The organism is Jeotgalibaca arthritidis (genome assembly GCF_011100465.1).
Taxonomy (GTDB): domain Bacteria; phylum Bacillota; class Bacilli; order Lactobacillales; family Aerococcaceae; genus Jeotgalibaca; species Jeotgalibaca arthritidis.
Genome location: NZ_CP049740.1, coordinates 2,236,963 through 2,262,287, shown reverse-complemented (window position 1 = coordinate 2,262,287; position 25,325 = coordinate 2,236,963). Strand labels below are relative to the sequence as shown.

23 protein-coding genes and 2 other annotated features are annotated in these 25,325 nt (G+C 37.6%); of the genes, 20 read left to right on the top strand and 3 right to left on the bottom strand.

What is annotated here, in order from left to right:
• Positions 1-18: 18 nt before the first annotated feature.
• On the bottom strand, positions 19-1,326 hold the full coding sequence (locus G7057_RS11280; RefSeq protein ID WP_227004602.1) for an N-acetylmuramoyl-L-alanine amidase: 1,308 nt from the start codon (positions 1,324-1,326) through the stop codon (positions 19-21).
• A 182-nt stretch (positions 1,327-1,508) separates the two neighbouring features.
• Positions 1,509-1,712 (top strand) — a binding site (T-box leader).
• Positions 1,713-1,781: 69 nt separating this feature from the next.
• Between G7057_RS11280 and hisS the strand changes: the two genes are divergently transcribed.
• The 3 genes from hisS to G7057_RS11265 are packed head-to-tail and all read left to right on the top strand — an operon-like array spanning position 1,782 to position 5,837.
• Positions 1,782-3,101 (top strand): histidine--tRNA ligase, encoded by a 1,320-nt coding sequence (gene hisS, locus G7057_RS11275; RefSeq protein WP_166163818.1) that lies wholly within the window; start codon positions 1,782-1,784, stop codon positions 3,099-3,101.
• A gap of 22 nt (positions 3,102-3,123) precedes the next feature.
• Complete coding sequence (gene aspS / locus G7057_RS11270) at positions 3,124-4,890, top strand: aspartate--tRNA ligase (RefSeq protein ID WP_166163817.1); 1,767 nt, start codon at positions 3,124-3,126, stop codon at positions 4,888-4,890.
• Between the two features lie 53 nt (positions 4,891-4,943).
• Positions 4,944-5,837, top strand: coding sequence for a deoxyribonuclease IV (locus G7057_RS11265; RefSeq protein WP_166163815.1), 894 nt, complete (start codon positions 4,944-4,946; stop codon positions 5,835-5,837).
• Between the two features lie 240 nt (positions 5,838-6,077).
• Here G7057_RS11265 and G7057_RS11260 read toward each other — a convergent pair whose 3' ends face one another.
• Positions 6,078-6,887, bottom strand: coding sequence for a pyruvate, water dikinase regulatory protein (locus G7057_RS11260; protein ID WP_166163814.1), 810 nt, complete (start codon positions 6,885-6,887; stop codon positions 6,078-6,080).
• Positions 6,888-7,006: 119 nt separating this feature from the next.
• Between G7057_RS11260 and G7057_RS11255 the strand changes: the two genes are divergently transcribed.
• From G7057_RS11255 to G7057_RS11190, 14 genes are all read left to right on the top strand, one after another.
• Positions 7,007-7,402, top strand: coding sequence for a Fur family transcriptional regulator (locus tag G7057_RS11255; protein WP_166164243.1), 396 nt, complete (start codon positions 7,007-7,009; stop codon positions 7,400-7,402).
• 144 nt (positions 7,403-7,546) lie between these two features.
• Complete coding sequence (rpsU, locus tag G7057_RS11250; protein WP_166163812.1) at positions 7,547-7,720, top strand: 30S ribosomal protein S21; 174 nt, start codon at positions 7,547-7,549, stop codon at positions 7,718-7,720.
• A gap of 206 nt (positions 7,721-7,926) precedes the next feature.
• Positions 7,927-8,871 carry a PhoH family protein gene (locus G7057_RS11245; protein WP_373836763.1) on the top strand — a complete coding sequence of 315 codons (945 nt, stop codon included), beginning with the start codon at positions 7,927-7,929 and terminating at the stop codon, positions 8,869-8,871.
• Positions 8,871-9,353, top strand: coding sequence for an rRNA maturation RNase YbeY (ybeY, locus tag G7057_RS11240; RefSeq protein ID WP_076768629.1), 483 nt, complete (start codon positions 8,871-8,873; stop codon positions 9,351-9,353). The genes G7057_RS11245 and ybeY overlap by 1 nt, the downstream gene beginning before the upstream one ends.
• Positions 9,325-9,741, top strand: a complete 417-nt coding sequence (locus G7057_RS11235) for a diacylglycerol kinase (RefSeq protein WP_076765963.1) — start codon at positions 9,325-9,327, stop codon at positions 9,739-9,741. Before ybeY ends, G7057_RS11235 begins: the two co-directional genes overlap by 29 nt.
• A 15-nt stretch (positions 9,742-9,756) precedes the next feature.
• Positions 9,757-10,668 (top strand): GTPase Era, encoded by a 912-nt coding sequence (era, locus tag G7057_RS11230; RefSeq protein ID WP_076765965.1) that lies wholly within the window; start codon positions 9,757-9,759, stop codon positions 10,666-10,668.
• On the top strand, positions 10,661-11,473 hold the full coding sequence (gene recO / locus G7057_RS11225; RefSeq protein WP_166163808.1) for a DNA repair protein RecO: 813 nt from the start codon (positions 10,661-10,663) through the stop codon (positions 11,471-11,473). Before era ends, recO begins: the two co-directional genes overlap by 8 nt.
• 49 nt (positions 11,474-11,522) lie before the next feature.
• Positions 11,523-11,692, top strand: a binding site (T-box leader).
• A 69-nt stretch (positions 11,693-11,761) separates the two neighbouring features.
• On the top strand, positions 11,762-12,679 hold the full coding sequence (gene glyQ / locus G7057_RS11220) for a glycine--tRNA ligase subunit alpha (RefSeq protein ID WP_166163806.1): 918 nt from the start codon (positions 11,762-11,764) through the stop codon (positions 12,677-12,679).
• Positions 12,676-14,739 (top strand): glycine--tRNA ligase subunit beta, encoded by a 2,064-nt coding sequence (gene glyS / locus G7057_RS11215; RefSeq protein WP_166163804.1) that lies wholly within the window; start codon positions 12,676-12,678, stop codon positions 14,737-14,739. Before glyQ ends, glyS begins: the two co-directional genes overlap by 4 nt.
• A gap of 192 nt (positions 14,740-14,931) precedes the next feature.
• On the top strand, positions 14,932-16,239 hold the full coding sequence (gene obgE / locus G7057_RS11210) for a GTPase ObgE (RefSeq protein ID WP_076765974.1): 1,308 nt from the start codon (positions 14,932-14,934) through the stop codon (positions 16,237-16,239).
• A gap of 36 nt (positions 16,240-16,275) precedes the next feature.
• Positions 16,276-17,205 (top strand): ribonuclease Z, encoded by a 930-nt coding sequence (gene rnz / locus G7057_RS11205; RefSeq protein ID WP_166163802.1) that lies wholly within the window; start codon positions 16,276-16,278, stop codon positions 17,203-17,205.
• A 26-nt stretch (positions 17,206-17,231) separates the two neighbouring features.
• On the top strand, positions 17,232-17,660 hold the full coding sequence (locus G7057_RS11200; protein ID WP_166163800.1) for a lipopolysaccharide assembly protein LapA domain-containing protein: 429 nt from the start codon (positions 17,232-17,234) through the stop codon (positions 17,658-17,660).
• Positions 17,661-17,731: 71 nt separating this feature from the next.
• Positions 17,732-20,056, top strand: coding sequence for a single-stranded-DNA-specific exonuclease RecJ (gene recJ / locus G7057_RS11195; RefSeq protein ID WP_166163798.1), 2,325 nt, complete (start codon positions 17,732-17,734; stop codon positions 20,054-20,056).
• A gap of 18 nt (positions 20,057-20,074) precedes the next feature.
• The gene (locus G7057_RS11190; RefSeq protein WP_166163796.1) at positions 20,075-20,587 is read left to right on the top strand and encodes an adenine phosphoribosyltransferase; all 513 of its coding nucleotides are present in this window, start codon (positions 20,075-20,077) and stop codon (positions 20,585-20,587) included.
• 91 nt (positions 20,588-20,678) lie between these two features.
• Here G7057_RS11190 and lexA read toward each other — a convergent pair whose 3' ends face one another.
• The gene (gene lexA, locus G7057_RS11185) at positions 20,679-21,302 is read right to left on the bottom strand and encodes a transcriptional repressor LexA (protein ID WP_076765987.1); all 624 of its coding nucleotides are present in this window, start codon (positions 21,300-21,302) and stop codon (positions 20,679-20,681) included.
• 170 nt (positions 21,303-21,472) lie between these two features.
• Here lexA and G7057_RS11180 point away from each other — a divergent pair, with 170 nt between their 5' ends.
• The 3 genes from G7057_RS11180 to G7057_RS11170 all read left to right on the top strand — a co-directional run bounded on the left by G7057_RS11180 (position 21,473) and on the right by G7057_RS11170 (position 25,310).
• The gene (locus G7057_RS11180; RefSeq protein ID WP_166163794.1) at positions 21,473-21,706 is read left to right on the top strand and encodes a YneF family protein; all 234 of its coding nucleotides are present in this window, start codon (positions 21,473-21,475) and stop codon (positions 21,704-21,706) included.
• Positions 21,707-21,786: 80 nt separating this feature from the next.
• Positions 21,787-23,535, top strand: a complete 1,749-nt coding sequence (locus G7057_RS11175) for an ABC transporter ATP-binding protein (protein WP_166163792.1) — start codon at positions 21,787-21,789, stop codon at positions 23,533-23,535.
• Positions 23,535-25,310, top strand: a complete 1,776-nt coding sequence (locus G7057_RS11170; RefSeq protein WP_166163790.1) for an ABC transporter ATP-binding protein — start codon at positions 23,535-23,537, stop codon at positions 25,308-25,310. The genes G7057_RS11175 and G7057_RS11170 overlap by 1 nt, the downstream gene beginning before the upstream one ends.
• Positions 25,311-25,325 lie beyond the last annotated feature (15 nt).

Here is a 25,325-nt window from a genome sequence, read left to right as displayed (position 1 = left end):
CCAGCTTCTTCTTTATTGTTATTGGAAGTATTCTGTTAAAGCTTGTAAAATACTCGTTGAAACGAGATCACGGTAATAATTATTATCGAAAACAGCTGCATCAGAATCATTATTCATATAGCCCAGTTCTAATAGAAGGGCAGGTTGTGTATTTTCACGTAACACTAAATAATCACCAAATGCTACACCATTATTCGGTAGCGGTAAATTTTGCGCTAGTTTACTGTTAACCAAATCTGCCAAGTAAGAATCGGTATTATCATAATAATAAGTTGTAAATCCACTTGCTGCCATACCTTCAGGTGTTGAATCATAGTGCAAGCTGATAAATAAGTCTGCTCGATAACTATTACTTATCCATACCCGTTCATCCAAAGAAACAGATGCATCAGTCGTACGCGTTAAAATAACATTAGCGCCAACTGCCTCAAGTTTCTCTGCTAATTGTTCTGCTGTGGACATGGTAACGTCTTTTTCATATACATAAGACCCTAGAGCACCAGGATCAGAACCACCATGGCCAGGATCAATAACGATGGTTGCTTCGGATAGAGTTGTTGTAATAACAGGTGCTTCAGCTTGAGAGCTTTCACCGCTTAGGTCAACTAACCAATTGGCTACATAAGCTTGAGAGCCATCAGTCAGAATAATTTCATAAAAGTCACCCACAGAACGGCTAAATGTAAAACTTTCACCTTGAGAGGCTGTATAAACCACTTCGTCATTTAGCGAAGGACCAATACGTAGATTAACACGTTCACTCGTAATCGTTACAGTAGAATCAGTTGTCTCACTAGGCGTTTCTGTAACAATTTCCTCTATTTTAATCGTACCAGGGGTAATATCAACTAATTCTGATAGAATCCAACCCACACGATTATTAAAGGCAATTTGACTCCAACCATTTTCTTCATAGAGAAGGTTGAATTGTTCTCCTGACGAAGCTGTTCCAATGATTTCTGAATCAGAATTATTTTCTCCTCTAACATTGACAGATGACGCAGCAACTGTTGCCATTAAGTTTTGGCTAGCTGCTACTTCAGTGTTATCAATCAACCAACTCGCAATCCAACCAATACGACCATCATCTAGTCGAACTTTGTACCATTCGTTTCGCTCAGATAGGACATTGACACTGCTGCCACCTTGAACTTGCGTCATAATATCATAAGAAAGGCCAGGGCCGAGTCTAACATTTACAACGCTTGCTTCAACTAGAACATTTGTGTAATTCGCTAAAGCAACGGTTCCCACAGAACCGAGTGTCATAAAAAAGATCAATAGTAGAACGAGCATAGCGTTTCTACTAATTCTAATTGCTCTCAATGAGTGCCCCCCTTTCAAAAAATACTCTTTGGTTCATATTATAGCAAACCTATGAAAAGATATGCAAAGCCTTTTCAATTTTCCTTTAAATAAATCAACTTATTGCTTTTAGAAATTTTTTCTCATGGTTTTTTCATTTTTATCTTGACAAAAGTTACATAGTCTTGTATCGTTGAGTTAATATTTTTCCTGTGAAGATTAAAGTAAAAACATATCTTTTTGTTCTAGAGAGAGTAACCGTGGCTGAAAGTTGCTCCTAGAGGTAGTTTTGAAAGACGAGTTGGAGGATTGGTAGTGAAAAGCTGCCACGTAACAGGCGTTAACTGTAAGAGGAGAGTTTATACTCTCGAATTAAGGTGGCACCGCGTCCTCATCACGTCCTTACCCAATTATTGGGTATGGGCTATTTTTTTTGCACAAAGGAAATAATTTTGATTTTAAAGGAGAGAAAACCGATGATCCAAAGGCCAAAAGGAACATCAGATATTTATCTTGATGATATGAAAATCTGGCAATACGTTGAAGAGACAGCTAGAATCGTTATGCATGATTACCGTTATACAGAAATGAGAACCCCGTTATTTGAAAGTTTCGATTTATTTTCAAGAAGTGTTGGCGATACAAGTGATATTGTATCGAAAGAAATGTACGACTTCGAAGATAAGGGTGGTAGAAGAATTGCCCTAAAACCTGAAGGAACAGCACCAATCGTTCGCTCATATGTCGAAAACAAATTATTTGGTCCAGAATATCCAAAACCATTAAAAGTTTACTATTTGAGCCCAATGTTCCGTTATGAACGCCCACAAGGTGGACGTAGTAGACAATTCCACCAACTCGGAATAGAAGTGTTAGGAAGTAATAACCCAGCAGTTGATGTAGAAGGTATGGCGTTAGCATGGGATTTATTAAATGAAATTGGTATTAAAGATGTTCGTCTCGTTATTAACTCGCTAGGTAAGAAAGAAGAGCGTGCATCGTATCGTCAAGCTCTTATTTCATATCTTGAGCCATTTTTTGAAGAATTAAGTTCAGACTCTCAAAAACGTCTGCACCAAAACCCATTACGTGTACTTGATAGCAAAGACAAACGTGATAAAGAACTCGTTAAAGATGCGCCAAGCATTTTAGATTTTCTATCTGAAGACTCAAAAACACACTTCGAAACGGTTCAAGCGATGTTAACAGCTTTAAATATTCCATTTGAAATTAATGCTAACATGGTAAGAGGGTTAGACTATTATCAAGATACTATCTTTGAAATTATGACAACGTCAAAAGTATTCGGTGCTGAAACAACCATTTGTGGTGGTGGACGTTATAATGGTTTAGTTGAAGAAATTGGTGGGCCAGCAGATCCAGGATTTGGATTTGGTCTTGGTTTAGAACGTTTAATCTTAATGATTAAACAACAAGAAATTGAGATTCCAGAAACAGATGAACTAGATATTTATGTGGTTGGCCTAGGCGAAGAAACGAATTTAGAGACTCTAAAAATTGTTCAAGCTGCTCGCCAAGCTGGTTACTCAGCAGACCGTGATTATATGGACCGTAAAGTTAAAGCACAATTTAAATCTGCTTCAAAATACGGTGCAAAAGTCGTTATTACAGTAGGTGCTGATGAATTAGAGAAGAAAATCGCTAAATTTAAAGTGATGGAAACATCTAAAGAATCAGATGTCGCTTTAGCTGATATTTATTCAAACTTTGAGAGTGTTTTCAATACAAACACAACAGATATGACGGCTTTCAATGAATTTTTTGGTAAAGAATAAACCGCTGTAAGGAGAGATTGAGATGGAGAAAAGAACCCAATATTGTGGTCTGATAACAGAAGAATATGTAGGACAAGAGGTTGTCGTTAAAGGATGGGTGAATCGCCGTCGAGATCTAGGTGGATTAATTTTTATTCATCTGCGCGACCGCGAAGGTGTTTTGCAAATTGTATTCAACCACGAACACGACGCTGCTTTGTTTGAATTAGCAGAGGGCGTTCGTAGCGAATACATCTTGGAAGTAAAAGGAACAGTTGTTAAACGTGAAGAAGATCAAGTGAACCCTAATATTAAAACAGGTACAGTTGAATTAGAAGTTAGCCAAGCAACGGTTCTTGCTAAAGCAAAAACACCGCCGTTTTATATTGACGATGACAATGCAGTTGCAGATGAATTGCGGATGAAATATCGTTTTATCGATTTACGTAAAGAAAAAATGCTAAATAACTTGAAATTGCGTCATCAAACAACACGTTCAATTCGTCAGTACTTAGATAATGAAGGATTTATGGACGTTGAAACACCTTATCTAACAAAATCAACACCTGAAGGGGCACGTGACTATGTTGTACCATCTCGTGTTCACCCAGGAGCATTCTATGCCTTGCCACAATCACCACAATTGTTCAAACAATTGTTAATGGGCGCTGGTATTGACCGCTATTACCAAATCGTTCGCTGCTTCCGTGACGAGGACTTACGTGGTGACCGTCAACCTGAATTTACCCAAGTTGACTTAGAGACAAGCTTCCTATCAGCTGAAGACATTCAAACTATGACAGAAGAAATGCTTCAAAAAGTAGTTCGTGAAACGATTGGTCTTGATATTCCAGTACCGTTCCCAAGAATGACTTATGATGAGGCAATGAATCGTTTTGGATCTGATAAACCAGATACGCGTTTTGCTTTGGAACTTATTGACTTAGAAGCTTTTGCTCAAGAAACATCATTTAATGTCTTTAAACAAGCATTAGCTAATGGTGGGCAAGTGAAAGGTCTAAACTTGAAAGGAAAAGCTGACTCATATTCACGTAAAGATATGGATGGCTTAACAGACTACATCAAACAATTTGGTGCGAAAGGTCTAGCATGGGTTAAAGTAACCGAAGAAGGCCTTAACGGAGCTGTTGCTAAATTCTTTGCAGACGATGCTGATCAATTAATCGCAGCTATGGATGCTGAACCAGGCGACTTACTGATGTTTGTTGCAGATAAAAAAGAAGTCGTAGCACAATCATTAGGCGAGTTGCGTCTGAAATTTGGTCGTGAGTTCAATATGATTGACGAAAGTAAGTTTAACTTCCTCTGGGTAGTTGACTGGCCATTACTTGAGTATGATGAAGATGCGAAACGTTATGTTGCCCTACATCATCCATTCACGCAGCCAAAAGAAGAGGATGTTGCGCTATTAGCTGATAATCCAGCTGCTGTTCGCGCTCAAGCTTATGATATTGTTCTCAATGGTTACGAAATCGGTGGCGGATCGCTACGTATTTATACACGTGAGGTTCAAGAGAAAATGTTTGCTGCTTTAGGATTTACACCAGAGCAAGCAGAAGCAGAATTTGGTTTCTTATTAGAAGCATTCGACTATGGCTTCCCACCACACGGCGGTATCGCACTTGGGTTAGACCGTTTAGTTATGTTATTAGCTGGTGAAAATAACATTCGTGAAGTTATTGCTTTCCCTAAAAATGGTAAAGCATACGATGCGATGACTAAAGCTCCAGGAGAAGTTAGCGACGCACAATTGCAAGAACTAAACTTACGTTTAACAGTAGAAGATTAATGACCAAACAGGTTGGGGATGCCTCCAACCTGTTTTTTAGAAGGGAGAAACATATGCTAAAAATCGGATCACATGTATCAATGTCAGGGAAGAAAATGATGGTTGGGGCCGTTGAAGAGGCTCATTCTTATGGATCGAATACCTTTATGATATATACGGGAGCACCACAAAACACGAGACGGAAAGCCATAGATGAGATGAATATCCCAGCTGCGCAATCGTTAATGAGCGATTATCAAATGGGCGATATTGTTGTTCATGCGCCTTATATTATTAATTTGGCTAATACGACTAAGCCTGACCATTTCGAATTTGCGACAGCCTTTTTACGAGAAGAAATCGTGCGAGCGCAAGCTTTAGGAGCTAGTCAAATTACCATGCATCCAGGTGCTCACGTTGGAGCAGGTGCTGATGCAGGTATTGCACAGATAATAAAAGGCTTAAATGAGGTTTTAGAACGCAATCAGACGGCTCAAATTGCTTTAGAAACAATGGCAGGAAAAGGAACAGAGATTGGGAGAACCTTTGAAGAGTTAGCACAAATCATTAATGGTGTGACCTTTAATGAAAAATTATCAGTGACGTTGGACACTTGTCACACACATGACGCAGGCTATGCTATTCGTAATGACTTTGATGGTGTTTTAGAAGAATTTGATCGCATTATTGGCTTAGATCGCTTGAAAGTGATTCATGTCAACGATTCTAAAAATGAGCAAGGTGCTAAAAAGGACCGCCATGCCAATATCGGCCATGGCTATATTGGTTTTGACGCACTCAATCATATTGTTCATCACCCTCAATTAATGGATTTACCAAAAATTTTAGAAACACCTTACGTAGGTGAAGATAAAAAGAATAAGCAGCCGCCGTATCGCTTTGAAATTGATATGTTTAGAAAGCAAGGCTTCAATCCAAACTTACTGGACGATATTATCAACCAATAAGGTCATATAAGAAATTTTTATTTACTCAAGTGTGCGATACAGCTCAATTATTGAAGCTGTATCGTACACTTTTATCTTAAATTGTACGATACAGGATGCTTCGAACAGTCTGTATCTTACGTTTAGGCTCTTGAATGTAAGATACAGCTGATATTTTTAGTCTGTATCTTACATCTCGACAAAAAGGGCTGGGGAATCACCCCAGCCCTAAAATATAGACGACTAATTTTTTCGCACTCTTTATTTATTTAAAACATTTTTAATAATAATCTCTGTTGTTTCTTCAATCGATCGCTTAGCTACATTAATAATATAACAATCGAGTTTCTCATAGAGTTCGTCAGCAAAAGCAATCTCTTTCTTCACACGGTCAATATTAGAATAAATCGTTTCTTCTGATAAACCGTAAGCTATCATACGCTCTTTTCTAAAATTAACGAGCGTTTCAATATCATTGGTTAAGCCAACAATTTTCTTTGGATTAACTTCCCATAATTCATCAGGAATCTGGGCTTCAGGCAAAATGGGTAAGTTAGCGACGCGAATATTTTTATTAGCAAGAAACATGGATAATGGTGTTTTAGATGTTCTTGAAATACCTAATAAGACTAAATCAGCTTCTAGCAACCCCTTTGGATCTTTGCCATCATCGTACTTAACAGCGAATTCAATAGCGCTAATCCGGTTAAAATACTCATCATCTAACTGGTGGGAGGCACCCGCACGTTTAATGGGACTTTGATTGGTAATTTCCGAAACACCTGATACAAGGTCTTTTAAAACGTCATAACAACGAATCTCGTTTTCCTTGCAATAGGCTTCTGTAAAACTGCTTAGGTTGTTAGTAACCAGTGTATGGATAATAACAGCTTCTTTTTCTTTTGCTTGAATAAAAATGTTCTCTAGCTCAGTTTCCTTTCTGACAAAGGGGAATTGGTGAATAACAGTTTCCACATCAGGGAACTGAGATAGTACTGCGTTCAATACTTTTCGAGCCGTTTCACCGACTGAATCGGAAATAACAAAGAAATTTACGTGATGATTTTCCATAGTGACACCTCAACTTTTTTTGTTGCATTCTTCCATTCAATATACTACAGTATGGGTATAATGAACAGTAGGAGGTGGCAGAATTGGGACAAACACTAGTTGATCAATCTTTAAGACGTATGAAGGACAACGGTCTAAAACATACTGCAAAAAGAGAAGAACTGATTAAACTATTCGCAGAAGAAGAACGCTACCTAACAGCAAAAGACGTTCAACAAAAGTTAGAAGATAGTTACCCAACCTTAAGCTTCGATACTATATACCGCAATCTTTATTCATTTGTTGATATAGGTATTTTAGAAACAACCGAACTTAATAATGAAAAACTTTTCCGCATCACATGCTTGCAAGATGGCCATCATCACCATCATTTCATTTGCGAAGAATGTGGGAAAACCATTCAGTTGGAAATGTGTCCGATGGATTTCTTTAAGGAGCAGCTGCAAAATTGCACCCTAAAAACCCATCGCTTTGAAATTTTCGGAAGCTGCAATGATTGTAACGCTAACAAGTGATTTCACATATTGTCATTTAACTCTTATTTTTGCATTGCAAATGCTTGAAGCTGTGTTATAATATCAAAAGAACATTTTCATTAAGAATATAAAAACATTTTTAATGGAACGGTTACTTTTAATGCTCGGAGGGAGGGAATATTAATGTCAAAAACAGTTGTTCGTAAAAACGAATCTCTTGACGATGCTCTTCGTCGCTTTAAACGTACTGTTTCCAAGACAGGTACTCTTCAAGAAGCCCGTAAACTTGAATTCTATGAAAAACCAAGTGTGAAACGTAAGAAGAAATCAGAGGCAGCTAGAAAACGTAAATTCTAATTGTTGCATCGTTAAAGATAAAAAAGGATTAAGGCTCAGGTCTTAATCCTTTTTTGTGTTTAACTATCTGAGAAATTCGTGAAAAGAATGGAAATATGACGTCACTAATTGTGGTCTGTGCTATAATTAGGGCAAAATAAATGGAATTTAATCAGAGAGGTGTAACATATTTGATTGAAAATAAAACACACGATGTAACGGTTGGTATGGATATAGAAGATGCAGAACTATTACCCATGTTGTTTGGTTCTCAAGATAAAAACCTACAACTTTTAGAAGCTAACCTCAATGTCACCATTAATAGTAGGGGAAGTCATATTGATATTACAGGTTCTCAGGCGAATACAAAAGTCGTTGAGTCCTTATTAAATCAAGTGGTAGCCTTAATTAAAAAAGATATTCAAATAACGCAAGCAGACATACTAACAGCTATCAAGATGGCTGAACGAGGTAGTAGCGATTATTTTTCTACTTTATATGATGAAGTAATTGGAAAGACCTATGCTGGAAAATCTATTCGAGCGAAAAATATCGGGCAAAAAAAATATTATGAAGCGGTCCAAAAGAATGATATTGTCTTTGGAATTGGACCAGCAGGAACGGGCAAAACATTTTTAGCTGTTGTTATGGCCGTTCAAGCCTTAAAAGCGGGACGTGTTCAAAAAATTATTTTAACCCGTCCCGCTGTTGAAGCAGGAGAAAATCTTGGTTTTCTTCCGGGTGACTTAAAAGAAAAAGTAGACCCATACCTCAGACCTGTTTATGATGCTTTATATGCTATCTACGGTGTTGACCATACAACGCGTTTAATGGAAAGAGGGGTCATTGAAATTGCGCCACTCGCCTATATGCGTGGTCGGACATTAGAAGAAGCTTTTGTTATTCTAGATGAAGCACAGAATACGACTGGTGCGCAAATGAAAATGTTCCTGACTCGTTTAGGCTTTGGTTCTAAAATGATTGTCAATGGCGATAAAACACAAATAGACTTGCCAAAAGGGGCCTCGTCTGGTTTGATTGATGCTGAAAAGAAATTAAAAGGGATTAAAGATATTGCTTTTGTGGCTTTCGATGCGCATGATGTTGTTCGCCATCCTGTTGTTGCCAGAATTATAGAAGCCTATGATAAAGAAGGAGATACGAATAAATGATTGATATAGATGTAATTGATGAAACAAGCCGTGTTTCAGAGAAAGATGAAGCGTTGGTTCTTGATATTATTTCGTTTGCTGCCACTTACTTAGACCTTCCGCCACATTCAGAATTATCGCTTAGTTTTGTCGATAATGAGCGTATTCGCGAAATTAATCGGGACTATCGAAACAAAGATCAAGCAACTGATGTTATTAGCTTTGCTTTAAATGATGATGAGGAAGATGATTTCCCCGTAAATCTAGAAACACTTGGTGATGACTTCCCAATGAATTTGGGTGATATCATTATTTCGATTGATAAAACAGCAGAACAAGCAGAATCTTATGGTCACAGCTTTGAGAGAGAACTTGGCTTTTTAGCCCTTCATGGATTCTTGCATTTAAATGGTTATGACCATATGACAGAAGAAGATGAAAAGGAAATGTTTGGTCTGCAGAAAGAGATATTAGATGCCTATGGACTCAAAAGAGAAGAATAACAGTTCAAAGCGTAATATTTGGAAGAATCCTACCTTTCTTGTATCCTTTGGTCATGCTTGGGATGGGGTCAAACTTATTTTAAAAGAAGAGAGTAATATGCGCCATCATGCATTTATTGCCTTATTACCCATCTTGTTTGGTTTTTTCTTTCAAATTAGTGGCTTAGAGTGGATTGCTCTTATTAGTTGTATTTTTCTTGTTGTCATGATGGAATTTGTTAATACTATATTTGAAACGGTAGTGGACATGGTAACCGATTATGAATACCACCCACTGGCTAAGAAAGCTAAAGATATAGCCGCAGGAGCCGTTTTAGTTGCAGCAGTTTTTTCTATTATTGTTGCTGCCATTATATTTCTGCCAAAAATTCTTGCATTATTTTTCTAGGGAGGTATTTATTTTATGCAAGACAATCAAGCATTTAAATCAGGCTTTATATCTATTATAGGAAGACCCAACGTTGGGAAATCGACACTATTGAACCGTATCGTCGGACAAAAAGTGGCGATTATGAGTGATACACCACAGACGACACGTAATAAGATTCAAGGCGTTGTCACAACCGATCAGGCGCAAATGGTTTTTATTGATACACCTGGTATCCATAAACCGAAACATCGCTTAAATGACTTTATGTTGCAGAGTGCATACAGTACATTTAATGAAGTTGATATTGTGTTATTCATGGTTAACGCAGAGGAAAAACGTGGAGCAGGCGACAACTTTATTATGGAACGTTTGAAAAACATTCGTACGCCTAAGTTTTTGATTATTAATAAAATTGATAAAATTAACCCAGAGTCTCTATTAGAAATCATTACAGACTACACCTCTGTTCAAGAGTTTGATGAAGTTATTCCAATTTCAGCAACAAATGGTAACAATATCGAATCCATGTTAGAGACTATTCAAAACTATTTACCAGAAGGTCCGCAATACTACCCAGCAGATCAAGTAACAGATCATCCGGAATACTTTATTGTGTCTGAGTTTATTCGTGAAAAAGTCTTGCAATTAACTCGTGATGAAATTCCACATTCGGTGGCAGTTGTAGTGGAATCCATGCAGCGTAATGAGAACAATAAAATCCATGTTCATGCCACAATCGTTGTAGACCGCGCTAGTCAAAAAGGGATGATTATCGGTAAAGGTGGCAAAATGTTGAAAGAAATTGGGACGCGTGCGCGCCGTGATATCGAAGTCATGTTAGGTGATAAAATATTCTTAGAATTGTGGGTAAAGGTACAACGCGATTGGCGTGATAAGCAAACCCATTTACAAGAATATGGTTACCGCAAGAAAGATTATGAGTAAAACAGGCTTTCAAACATTCCAAGGGATTGTTATTTCGGTTAGAAAGCATAAGGAAACGGATGCACTCGTTAAGATTTTTACACTTGAGCATGGAAAACGCATGTTTTTTGTACGGCATTACTTTAAGTCAAATTTCCAAATGAAGGCATCGTTACTCCCCTTTACACACGCTAGCTATATTGGGACCATAAATGATGATGGTTTGTCTTTTTTAAGAGACTATCAGTCGGCTGAAAACTATACAGCTATTCAGCAAGATGTTTATTTGAATGCTTATGCCACCTATATGGCTAATTTAGCTGATGCTGCTATGGAAGACCGTATACCAAACAAAGAGCTGTTCGAATTGCTACAACAATCATTAGGTGCAATGAACAATAAGAATGATGGTCAAACCATTATGAATGTCTATGAAATGAATCTGTTAAAGTATTTTGGTGTTCATCCGCAGTTATCAGCTTGTCGAATTTGTGGGAATCCAAATGAACCTTTTGATTATTCGGCTAAGCATTCAGGTGTATTATGCACCAATCATTTTCATGAGGACAGCCACCGCCTGCATGCTCATCCAGCCGCTATTCATTTTTGTCGCATTTTTTTAAAAATTAAGCCCAATCAAGTGGAGCGTATTTCACTAAAAGATGACACTAAAAAGGCTATTCAAGACTTTATTGATTTTCTTTATGATGAGTATGTTGGAATCAAACTAAAAAGTAAATCCTACATTGATCAAATGAAGGAATGGGAGAATACCTTGCAATTGTCAGTTGAGAAACGTAAAGCTGATGAATCTGAAAACACATAAAAACCTTGACTTTAATAGGCTAACTGTTTACTATTATGGTTATAAATAAATAAGAACGTTGACGATGAGAGTACATACAATATGATGCTAAAGCGAGTTTGGATAGGTGAGAGCCAAACGCATACAGTTGTCATGGAAAGGCACATCTGAGTTTTACCAATGAAGAGCTGGTCTTAACCAGAAATAGGGTGGAACCGCGAGTATAAACTCGTCCCTATGTTGCTCCGCGAGCAGCATAGGGGCGTTTTTTTGTCTATTATTAAAGGAAAAGAAATGAGGAGAATCACTATGGAAGAAAAAGTAACCGTTCAAAGAATGATACAAATCCTTCAAAATTATTGGGCAGAGCAAGGCTGTCTGCTTTTAAATGCATATGACACGGAAAAAGGAGCAGGGACAATGAGTCCGTATACCTTCTTGCGTGCAATTGGTCCAGAACCTTGGAATGCAGCATATGTAGAACCATCGAGACGACCAGCTGACGGCCGTTATGGTGATAACCCAAACAGACTATATCAACATCATCAATTCCAAGTTGTAATGAAGCCGTCACCTGACAACATCCAAGAACTTTATTTAAAGAGTTTGGAAGCTTTAGGAATTAACCCGTTAGAGCATGATATCCGTTTTGTTGAAGATAACTGGGAAAACCCATCACTAGGATGTGCTGGTTTAGGTTGGGAAGTTTGGTTAGATGGTATGGAAATTACCCAATTTACTTACTTCCAACAAGTTGGCGGCTTACAATGTAGCCCTGTAACGAGTGAATTAACTTATGGGATTGAACGTTTGGCATCGTATATCCAAGATGTTGAAAATGTTTACGACCTTGACTGGGTAGAAGGCGTTAAATATGGCGAAATTTTCTATCAACCAGAATATGAACATTCAAAATATTCATTTGAAGAAAGCGATCCAGAATTACTAATGAATTTATTCAATGCCTACGCAGAAGAAGCAATGAAACAAATTGACAATGGCTTAATCCATCCAGCTTATGATTATGTCTTAAAATGCTCGCATGCGTTTAACTTGTTAGATGCCAGAGGAGTGGTTTCTGCTACAGACCGCGCTGGATTTTTAGCAAAAATTAGAAATATGGCCCGTAAGTTAGCAAAAGCATTCGTTGAATCAAGACGTAATCTTGGTTTCCCACTTCTTTCAGAAGAAGAACGTCAACGTTTATTGAAGGAGGAACAAGCATGAGCGGAACATTATTATTAGAAATTGGTTTAGAAGAAGTACCTGCACGTTATGTGAAGAGTAGTAGCCAACAATTAAAAGAACGTATGGAACAATTTTTGAAAGTAAATCGTCTTACTTTCGACCGAATTGATTATTTTGGAACACCAAGACGACTTGCTGTTATGGTTCATGGTTTAGCAGATAAACAAGAAGATCTTCATGAAAAAGCAAAAGGACCAGCAAAAAAAATAGCTGTCGATGCTGATGGTAATTGGACAAAAGCTGCACTTGGATTTGCAAGAGGACAAGGTGTTACCGAAGCAGACCTTTACTTTGAAGAATTAAAGGGTGTCGAATACGTTTATGCCAATAAAGAAGTTCTTGGTAAAGAAACAAAAGATGTCCTAACAAATTTAGGACAAGTTATCGATGCCATGACATTCCCAATTACGATGCACTGGGGAAATAGTTCGTATGAGTATATTCGTCCGATTCATTGGTTAGTTGCCATGTTGGATAATGACATTATTCCATTTACTTTCCTTGACTTAGAAAGTGGTCGTCAATCGCGAGGTCACCGATTCTTAGGACAAACAGCTACATTTGACCATGCAGCAGACTATACTGAAAAACTAAGAGAGCAATTTGTTATTGCTGATTTAGACGAACGTAAAACGATGATTAGCCATCAAATTGCTGAGATTGAAAAAGAAAATGCTTGGATTATCCCAGCTGATGAAACATTAATGGAGGAAGTTGTTTCTTTAGTTGAATATCCAACGGCATTCTTTGGCAGTTTCGATGAAAAATACTTATCGCTACCAGAAGAAGTGTTAATTACAAGTATGAAAGACCACCAACGTTACTTTGAAGTGACTTCTGCTGATGGTCAATTGCTACCTTACTTTATTTCAGTTCGTAACGGTAATGCAGAACATATTGATATGGTTAAAAAAGGAAACCGCAAGGTGTTAACAGCTCGTTTGGAAGATGCCTTATTCTTCTTTGAAGAAGATAAGAAGCAAACCATCGACGAGGCACTTAAGAAATTAGAGAGCGTGTCATTCCATGCTAAAATTGGATCAATCGCTCAAAAGACAGCCCATACGGGTTTACTAGCAGCAGCTATTGCTGAAATGGTTGCTTTGGATGAAGATTCTCAAGCATTGCTAAAACGTGCAGCAGAAATCTATAACTTTGACCTTGTTTCAAACATGGTCGGAGAATTCCCTGAATTACAAGGAATCATGGGTGAAAAATATGCGATTCTAAAAGGTGAACATCCGGAAGTTGCGACTGCAATTAGAGAACGCTACTTGCCGCTTTCAAGTGACGGTGACTTACCACAAACAGCTATTGGTGCAGTCTTAGCTCTTGCTGATAAATTAGATAGCATTATTAGTTTCTTTAAAGTTGATATGATTCCAACCGGTTCTAATGACCCTTACGCCTTAAGAAGACAAATGATTGGTGTTGTCCAAATTCTTGAAAATTTCCATTGGACATTGCCGTTAGACAGTTTCTTGCAACAGGCTTTGGAAACTGTGTACGCCCTTGAAAACAATGACGAAAAAGCGCAATTGATTAATCAATTTATTCAGTTTGCTAAAGGTCGTATTCAACAAAAATTACAAGGCTATCATGTTAACCATGACGTGCAAGATGCGATTCTTGGTTCAACTGAAAATAACTTGCTAGAATTGATTGAAAATGGTCAAACACTTCATAGCCATCAATCAGATGATGATTACAAAGCAGTGATTGAAGCATTAGCCCGTGTAGTTAATATTTCACATCAAATCGAAAAACCATTTGATACTGATAGTAACGTGTTTGAAACAGCTAGTGAGAAGAACTTACATGTTCAAATTAACCACGTAAAAACACTTTGGGATAAAGCAAATTCTGAAGAACGCTACGATCTATTAAAAGAAATTGCACCAGTTATTACCACTTTCTTTGATGAAAACATGGTTATGGTTGATGACGAAGCAGTTCGAAATAATCGCTTGAACCTTTTAGCAAGTTTAACAGAGCTTATTTTAGAGTTCGCTGATGTTAGACGTTTAATCACAAAGTAATGATTCAAGTCAACGAAAGGCTAGGATAGTGTCCTAGCCTTTCCTATTGTTTTAAAATCAAAGATAAATATTCTTTATGTCGGTCGCTCAATGTGTTAAATTAGAGTAGACTAGTAAAGAATGTTTGCTAAATAATAAAGAGAAACGAGGATATAGGAGTTAAGACTTCTTATATCCAAGGAGGACATCAATATGTCAATGTTTTTAGATCACGCACAGATTAATGTAAAGGCCGGTAATGGCGGAGACGGCATGGTTGCATTTAGACGTGAGAAATATGTACCAGATGGCGGACCAGCAGGCGGCGATGGCGGTAAGGGCGGTAGTATCATCTTTGAAGTAGACCCTGGACTACGCACTTTGCTTGATTTCCGTTACAATCGTCATTTCCGAGGTATCCCTGGCGAACATGGAATGAGTAAAAGTAAATACGGTAAATCTGCAAAAGATACTTACGTGAAAGTGCCACCAGGTACGATTGTTCGTAATGCAGAAACAAATGAGTTAATGGGAGATTTAACCGAAATTGGTCAACAATTAGTTGTTGCTAAAGGTGGTCGTGGTGGACGAGGAAACATTAAGTTTGCGTCACCTAGAAACCCAGCCCCAGAAATCGCTGAGAATGGCGAACCAGGGGAAGAATTTGTTCTAAATCTAGAATTGAAAGTTATCGCTGACGTTGGGTTAGTTGGCTTCCCATCAGTAGGTAAGTCTACTATTCTATCAGTTGTATCAAAGGCAAAACCAAAAATTGCTGCTTATCACTTTACAACTATTGTGCCTAACTTAGGTATGGTACAAGCACCAAGTGGCGGTCAATTTGCTATGGCCGATTTACCAGGTCTGATTGAAGGGGCATCACAAGGTGTTGGTTTAGGAATTCAATTCTTGCGTCATATTGAACGCACACGTGTTATTTTACATGTTATTGATATGGGAGCTACTGAAGGTAGAGATCCATTCGATGACTATGAAAAAATCAATGCTGAATTGGAAAACTATGAGTTAAAATTACTTGAACGCCCAACAGTCATTGTTGCTAACAAAATGGATGTTGAAGGCGCTGAAGAAGAACTTGCTAAATTCAGTCAAAAATTAGAAGAAAAATTTGCTGGACAAGATGTTCCAAAAATATTTGAGATTTCTGCATACCAAAACAAAGGCTTCGGCCCGTTGTTAGATTACACAGCAGAATTACTGGAACATACAGAAGCATTCCCATTATTTGATGAAGAAGAATTAATTCGCTCTGTTGAATATAAATTGGATGATCCATCTGATGAAATTATTATTAACCGCGATCCAGACCGTACATGGATATTAAGTGGTGAGAAACTAGAGAAACTATTCTTGATGACGAACTTCCACCATGATGAAAGCATCATGCGTTTTGCTCGTCAACTTCGTGGAATGGGAATCGACCAAAAACTTCGTCAACGTGGGGCAGAAGACGGCGATCTTGTCCGTATTATGGATTACGAATTTGAATTCGTAGACTAAAAACCCGCTAGATGAAGAGAAACGAGTGTTTGCATCATGAAAATTCAATTTTTGGGGACGGGATCTGGTGTCCCGTCAACCAATCGAAATCTATCCTGTATTGCGCTAAAACTATTAGATGAACGAAATGACATTTGGCTGTTTGATTGTGGAGAGGGTACACAACAACGTATTTTACGAACAACCTTAAAACCTCGTAAAGTTAATAAGATTTTTATCACACATTTACATGGGGACCATATTTTTGGTCTTCCTGGTTTTCTAAGTAGCCGCGCTTTCCAAGGTGGCGATACGCCATTGACGATATACGGACCAAAAGGAATCAAAGACTTTGTCTTAACGAGTCTAAGAGTTTCCCAATCCCATTTACGCTATCCGATTTTTTTCCATGAAATAGAAGAAGACGGGGTAGTCTTTGAAGATAAAACCTTTAAAGTGACTTGTGCAAAATTAGCGCATGGCATGCCTTCCTATGGGTTCAGAATCGAAGAGGCTGACTATGTCGGTGAGCTGTTAGTTGAGAAATTAAAAGCGGATAATATTCCAGCTGGACCATTATATGGAAAACTAAAAAATGGGCAGACGGTGACTTTACCAGATGGTCGAACAGTTAATGGGAATGACTACATTGGTCCTTCTGTGAAGGGGAGAACAGTAACCATTTTAGGTGATACAAAACGAACTCCTGCTAGTACACAACTAGCCATGAACTCAGATGTGTTAGTCCATGAATCAACTTTCTCAAAGGATAATCAAAAGATTGCGAGAGATTATTTCCATTCTACCTGTGTAGATGCTGCTAAAGTAGCTAAAGAATCAAACAGTAGCCAGCTTTACTTAACCCATATCTCTTCACGATATGTAGGGAAAGAACAGGCACAACTGCAAAATGATGCCCAAGCTATTTTCCCAAATTCAACTTTAGTTCATGACTATGATGAATTTGACATTCCGTTAAGTAAATAAAAGTTAACATGTGAGGTGTGTTAGTGATGAAAAATCAATGGAGATTAGTATTAATAATTGTCTTAATGACCATTATCAGTGTGTTTGCTGTTTTAAACGTGGAAAGTGTGCCCGTTAGTTTTGGGTTCACAACGTTTGCTGCACCGCTTATTATTATCATCTTTGTATCTTTACTATTAGGAGCCTTATTAACATTACTTGTTTCAACAATGGCAAGTGTTCATCGGAAAAAGGAATTAAAGACCCTACGAGCTGAAATTTCACAACTTGAAAGTCAGTCCAGTCAATTAAGAGATGAGATTAAAGCTGAGTACACTGAAAAAATAACAGCACTTGAGGAGACCATTAGCGGTAAAGATAATAAAATTAACAGTTTAGAAAATGAACTAGTTAATCAAATCACTTACAATAATGTAAATATCGCTAAACCGACCTCACAAGATCCTATTGAATAGAAATAGAAATGATAATCGCCTGTTTTTAACAGGCGAATTTTCTTTGAAATGAAAAAGAGGGAGATAATAATTTGTTAGATGCAAGAATGAACTGGAAACAAAAAGAGTATCCGTTTGACGAGCATGTCATCAGTCATTTAGCTGAAGAGACAACTTATAGTCAAGCTTTTTTAAAACTATGTTTACAGCGGAATCTAGATACAATCGAGAAAATAAATGACTTCATTCATCAGAGTGACGTAGCTTACCACGATCCATTTCTGCTTTATGATATGGAACGGGCAGTCAATCGGATCTTCCAAGCAATTGAATCGGAAGAAGCTATATTGGTTTATGGTGACTATGACGCTGATGGCATAACTAGTACGGCTATTTTAGTTGAAGCAATCGAAGAATTGGGCGGAAACGTAACTTTCTATTTGCCTAACCGTTTTAAAGATGGTTACGGCCCTAATAAACGTGTCTTTCAAGAGCAAATTGAAAGTGGTATTGAGCTGATTGTAACTTGCGACAACGGCGTTATGGGACATGATGCCATCCAATTAGCTAATGAAAAAGGTGTTGATGTGATTGTTACTGACCACCATGAATTACCTATAGAATTACCTAACGCTTATGCCATCGTTCATCCTAACCATCCATCTGCTGACTATCCATTTTCTGATTTATCTGGAGCAGGCGTTGCCTTAAAATTAGCTGGCGCACTTCAAGACCGAATCCCTTACGAATACTTTGATATTGCAGCTATAGGGACTATTGCAGACTTAGTTAGTTTAACAGATGAGAACAGATGGCTTGTAAAAAAAGGATTAGAAATTTTAAAACAAAGCGAACGTATCGGCTTATTGATGTTATTAGAAAAAGCGGGAACTTCTCTAGAAGGTGTTGATGAGGAAACCATTGGCTTCACCATTGGTCCTCGCTTAAATGCACTCGGTCGTTTAGGAGATGCTTCTCCTGGAGTCGAATTATTGACTTCCTTTGATGAAGAACGCCTGGAAGAAGTGGTCGAAGAAATTCAACAAACAAATTCGAAAAGACAAGCCATTGTCAGTGAGATTGTTGAATCAGCGACAGCTAAACTAGAACAACTCTCGTCTCTGCCAAATATCATCGTTTTAAGTGATCCGACTTGGCATGAAGGTGTTTTAGGTATCGTTGCAAGTCGGTTAGTTGAAGAAACAGGTCGACCAACTATTTTGCTTGCTGAAAATTCAGAAACGGGGATTGCTAAAGGGTCAGGTCGAAGTATCGATGCTGTTCACCTTTATCAAGCATTATCTGCTTGCTCAGATTGTATTCTGAAATTTGGTGGCCATAAGATGGCTGCTGGTTTGAGTGTTAGTGTTGACCAAGTTAGTCAATTAAGTTATGCGCTGAATAACTTCACATCAGTCTATGCTGAACAGATTAAGCAAGGTGCGACAATCGAGGTTGATGAGTACTTAGATGTTGATGAAGTTACTTTGGATTTTCTAAATGAGATTGATCAGTTGAAACCTTTTGGAACAGATAATCCTAAACCAATCTTTGCCTTTAAGGATGTCCCTGCACAAAATATTAAACAAATAGGAGCAGATCAAAAGCACCTTAAATTTTCTCTACATACCGAAAAACAAGCACTTGATGTCATTGGTTTCAACAAAGGGCATTTAGCGCAGTTTATGCCTGAAAAGGAAGCCATATCCGTAATAGGGGAATTGGGGATTAATACCTGGCGAGATTTATCGAAACCACAATTACAGTTAAAAGATTTGACCATTGACCATGTTCAGTTTTTTGATAAGCGAACATCTCATGTCCAAGACGAGTCTCTTAAAATTGAGAATAGTGTTTATCTGTTCTTTAACCGTGCATTTTTTGAGAAAACAGCTGATCACTTGCCAAATAGCAGTGTCTCCGTTTTATTGGAAAGTAGAGATGATATCCCGCCATTTGAAGAGGAATTAACAAATCTGATTATTATTGATTGTCCAAGTAATCTTGATTATTTGACTTACTTCTTGGAAAGACATAAATTTAATAACTATTATATTTATGCTTATCCGATTCAAAGTATAACGGCTGAGGGAATCCCTAATCAAACGGTATTTGCTCATGCTTACCGTTATTTTAGAACCCATCAAAATATGGATGTTCGTAGCAAGTTAAGCGCCTTGGCCCAATACTTAAAAATTGATAAGAATTTGTTGATTTTTATCATATCTGTGTTTTTAGAAGCAAAATTTGTTACAATTGATAACGGTATAATGAATCCAAATCCGCAACCTGAAAAAGTCAATTTGGAAGAAACCAATACTTATAAACAAAGAATAAATAAAATGAATGCTGAGAAACTATTTATTTACCAGCCATTCCAAGAATTGATTCAGTGGATTGAAGCTTGTAATAAGTAGTTATAGGAGGAAATTTTGATGGATTTTAAAAAGTATATTGCTGATGTGAAAGATTTTCCAGAAGAAGGAATTATTTTTAGAGATATTTCACCATTAATGCAAGACGGCGATGCTTATGCGGCTGCAATTGCTAAAATTGTAGAATATGCAAAAGATAAAGGTGTCGATAAGGTTGTTGGACCTGAAGCAAGAGGGTTTATGGTAGGTTGTCCAGTTGCAGTAGGATTAAATTGTGGTTTTGCAATGGCTCGTAAAAAAGGTAAATTGCCTCGTGAAACAGTAGAAATCGCTTACGGTTTAGAATACGGTGAGGCTGTTCTTCAATTACATAAAGATGCTGTTTTACCTGGTGAAAAAGTATTAATCTGTGATGATTTACTAGCAACTGGTGGAACAACATTAGCAACAGTTGAATTAATTGAAAAATTAGGTGGCGAAGTCGTTGGTTTAGCATTCTTAATTGAATTGTTGGATCTAAACGGAAGAGATAAAATCTCTGGCTACGACATTTTTAACTTAATGGAATACTAAAATCAAAAAAAGAGATTGAGCTTTTGCTTAATCTCTTTTTAAATTTGACAACAAAACAGCCAGAAAGTATGCTACTTTCTGGCTGTTGCTATTAACTGATATGAGTTCTGTATAAGCCGACAACTTTACCTAATATTTGTACATAGTCCAAAATAATCGGTTCAAGTTCGTCATTTTCTGGCTGCAAACGATAATGATCTGTTTCTTTGTAGAATCGTTTACAGGTTGCTTCCTCATCCTCTGTAATAGCAATCACAATATCGCCATTTTCAGCAGAAGCTTGTTTTCGAACAATAACCGCATCGTTATTGTAGATGCCTGCGTTAATCATGCTGTTTCCTCGGATGGTTAGCATAAATAAGTCATCCGAACTATTTTTTAAGTTGGGTGGAATAGGGAAGAAGTCTGTTGCTTCTTCAACCGCCAAGATTGGCTCACCAGCTGTGACTACACCTAGTAATGGCATTTGATCGCTCTTGATTCCTAATTGTTGTAAACCTAATTCAGTGACCTCAATAGCTCTTGGTTTAGTCGGGTCTCGATAGATGTATCCTGCTTTTTCTAATCGAGCCAAATGGCCATGAACGGTTGAGGTAGATGATAGGTTTACGGCATTACCAATTTCTCTTACCGTTGGTGGATAACCTTTTTGCTGAACTTCCGTATAGATGAAATGCAAAACGTTCATTTGTCTTGAGTCTCTACCTTTAGTCATCGGACCATCATCTCCCGTATTTTTATAGTGTTATTTTATCACACCTAACTAAAAGAATCAAACAGATGTTCGGTATTTGAAAAAAAATGAATAATTGCGCTTTTCTATTTCCTTTTTGGCGAATATCTTGTAATATATTTAAATGAGGACTTTTGGAAGGAGGATACAAATTGAGTACAAGTGCATGGATTTTTATTGTTATTTTAGGGGTACTTTTAGGAGCAGTAGGTGGCTTCTTTTTGGCACGTCGTTATATGATGAATTATTTTGCTGAAAACCCACCTATTTCAGAAGATATGTTACGCAACATGATGATGCAAATGGGTCAAAAACCATCAGAACGCAAAGTGAAACAAATTATGGCTTCTATGAAAGTTCAAAACAAGAAAGCTAAAAAGAAATAATTGAATGAAATAATGAAAAATGTGGATGCTTTTTTGGGTCCACTTTTTTGTTTTGTATGAACATAGAAGGAGGGAAACCCGTGCAAATCTTTAAAAAATTAAAGTGGTTCTTCAAGCAAGAATGGCGTTCTTATATAGTGGGGGTCTTTTTCTTAATTGTTGTAGCCCTGATACAAGTTGTTTCACCCCGAATAGTCGGAAATATTATTGATGATATTAATGAGCAATTGTTAACACCTAGAAGTTTAATGATTCAAGCAGGGATTATCCTATTATGTGGCATTAGTCAGTATATTTTTCGTTACATTTGGCGCATGGAGATTTGGGGAACGTCTGCTAAACTTGAAAAAATACTTCGAACACGATTATTTAATCATTTTACAAAGATGGATGCCGAATTTTTTCAAAAGTATCGTACAGGAGATTTAATGGCTCACGCCACTAATGATTTGAATGCCATTCGTATGGTTGCTGGTGCAGGAATTCTGACACTAGCTGACTCGATCTCATCAGGTGGGATTACGTTTTTAACAATGTTGCTAACCGTAAACTGGAAATTAACATTAATTGCCATGATACCAGTGCCAGCTTTAACACTCGTTTCAAGAATTTTAGGGAAGAAAATTCATCGTACCTTTAGGAAAGCACAAGCATCCTTTTCAGCCTTGAATGATAAGACACAAGAAAGTGTTACGGGAGTAAAGGTGATTAAAACATTTGGCGAGGAAAAGGAAGATATTGCTGATTTTGAAGCGAAGACTCGTGACGTTGTTTTAAAAAACAAAGAGGTCTATGCCATTGATTCGATGTTCAGACCGGTTGTTATTTTTGTTATGGGTATTTCATATGCCCTATCTTTGATTTTTGGTGCTTACTTTATTCAAAATGGCGAAATGACTATTGGTAACCTCGTAACATTCTTTAGCTACATTGCTCTAATGAGATGGCCAATGCTTGCTGTCGGTCGATTATTGAATGTTTTAGAGCGAGGTAGCGCTAGTTACAGCCGTATCGATGAACTGCTTCAAGAACAATCACGCATTATTGAACCCAAGCATGCGATTACTCAGCCACTAGATGGTGATTTAGATATTGCGATTCAATCATTCCAATATAGCGATTCAGAACAAATCTCCCTTAAGGATATTGCTGTCCATCTTCCAAAAGGACACACATTAGGTATTGTCGGTCGAACCGGATCAGGAAAAAGTAGCCTATTTAGTTTGTTGCTAAGAGAATATGATCATTATGATGGCACCATTAGCTACAATGGTATTAATATTAAAGATTATAGCTTGGATAGTCTGCTAAGTGGTATTGGTTATGTGCCACAAGATAACTTTCTTTTTTCAACAAATGTAACGGATAATATTCGATTCGCCAATCCAGCTTATTCAGACGAAGAGGTTTACGAAGCAGCTCGAATTACAGCGATTCATGATGATATTCTCGGTTTTCCAAATGGTTACGAGACATTGGTAGGGGAACGTGGTGTGTCACTTTCTGGTGGTCAAAAGCAACGGATTTCGATTGCTCGCGCCGTGATTACACAGCCAGAATTATTGATTTTAGACGACTCCTTATCAGCTGTTGACGCAAAAACAGAGGAACGAATTTTAAGTCAGTTGAAAGAGAAGCGGAAGAATCAAACGACTATTATCGCAGCTCATCGTATTTCGAGTGTGATGCACGCTGACGAAATCATCGTTCTAGATAATGGCACCATTGTGGAACGTGGAAATCATGACCAATTAATGCAAAACCAAGGCTGGTATCGTCGAATGTATGAGAAACAGCAATTGGAAAGCAAGTTAGAAGGTGAGAAATAATGGAACAATCAGTTTGGTCTAAAACCATTCCGGTCAAAGAACAAGTTCGAGTTGTTAAACGAATTGTAGCTTATGCGTTACCTTTTAAAGCACCATTTATTTGGTCCTTTATTTTTGGTGTCGGACTAGCTATAACCGATGTTGTCTCCCCTAGGATTATTCAAGTATTTCTCGATAACTATGTCACTCAAGGGGAAGCAACCATTTCGATTGCGATTCAATTTTCACTATTGTACATGTTATCCATTATCATCAGCATGCTTACGATGTATTTTCAGAATTATCTATTTAGCGTGGCGTCCGAAAAAACAGTCGAGAATATTCGTAATCAACTGTTTAGAAAAGTTAATCAACTCGGCATGCGGTATTTCGATCAAACACCGGCCGGTTCAATTGTGTCTCGTGTGACAAATGACACGGAAACCATTAAAGATTTTTGGGCTGTCTTCTTGGCTCTAGCAGAGGGACTGCTGAGCATCGTAACAGTTTTTATTGCAATGTGGGTATTAGATGTAAAAATCACCTTAACCTTTCTTTATTTCTTGCCTGTTATGGCCTTAATGGTATGGTTTTACCAACGTGTCAGTACTCGCGTATACCGCACAATGAGAGAAAAGCTAAGTGAACTAAACACAAAATTGAATGAGAATATACTAGGGATGTCTATTATTCAACAGTTCCGCCAAGAAAAAAGACTGCAAAAGGAATTTAGTGATGTTAACGAAGAGTATGCGCGTGGCAGAATAGCCATGGTTAGGATGAATGCCTTGCTTCTTAATCCCTTTATCAGTTTGTTACAAGCCATTGCATTGACGGTTGTGTTGTATTTGTTTGGTGAACAGTCATTTGACCAATTTGTGGAGATAGGGGTTATTTATTCCTTTACTAGCTACATTAACAACTTCTTTAGACCACTTGGAATGATGATGGACAACTTGAGTGTTTTTCAAGACGGGATTGTGTCAAGCTATCGTGTCATCCGTGTACTCGATCATGATGAACTAGTCCCTCAACAAAATGAAGAAGCTGATTTAGCTATTACAAAAGGTAAAATTGAGTTTAAAAATGTGACATTCGCCTATGATAACGAACATAACGTTTTGAAAAACATTAGTTTTACTGCTAATCCTGGCGAAACGGTTGCTTTGATTGGACATACAGGTAGTGGTAAAAGTTCTATTATTAATGTCCTAATGCGTTTTTATGAGTTTTACGAAGGGGATATACTGATTGATGGACAATCAATTAAAAAATATCCAATCGAGGAAATTAGAAGACAGATGGGGCTTGTTCTACAAGATTCATTCTTGTTTTATGGTGATGTTAGCCGTAATATCCGTCTCATGAATGATGAATTAGATGACGTAGCTATTCAGGATGCTGCAGAATTTGTTCACGCCAATCATTTTATCGAGCAATTCCCTGAGCAATACCACGCAAAGGTTATTGAGAGAGGGGCTTCTTACTCAAGTGGGGAACGCCAACTGATTTCTTTTGCACGGACGATTATCCGCGACCCTAAGATTTTAGTTTTAGATGAAGCGACTGCTAATATTGATACGGAAACAGAATTGTTAATTCAAGAGAGTATGAATAAAATGCGAAAAGGGCGTACAACGATTGCGATTGCCCATCGTTTATCAACGATTCGTGATGCTGACCTCATCTTAGTTCTTGATAAGGGTGAGATTATCGAACGTGGTAAACACGATGATTTGATTGCTAAAAAAGGCATTTACTACGATATGTACCAACTACAATCAATGTCAGATTAACAAAAAAAACAGAGC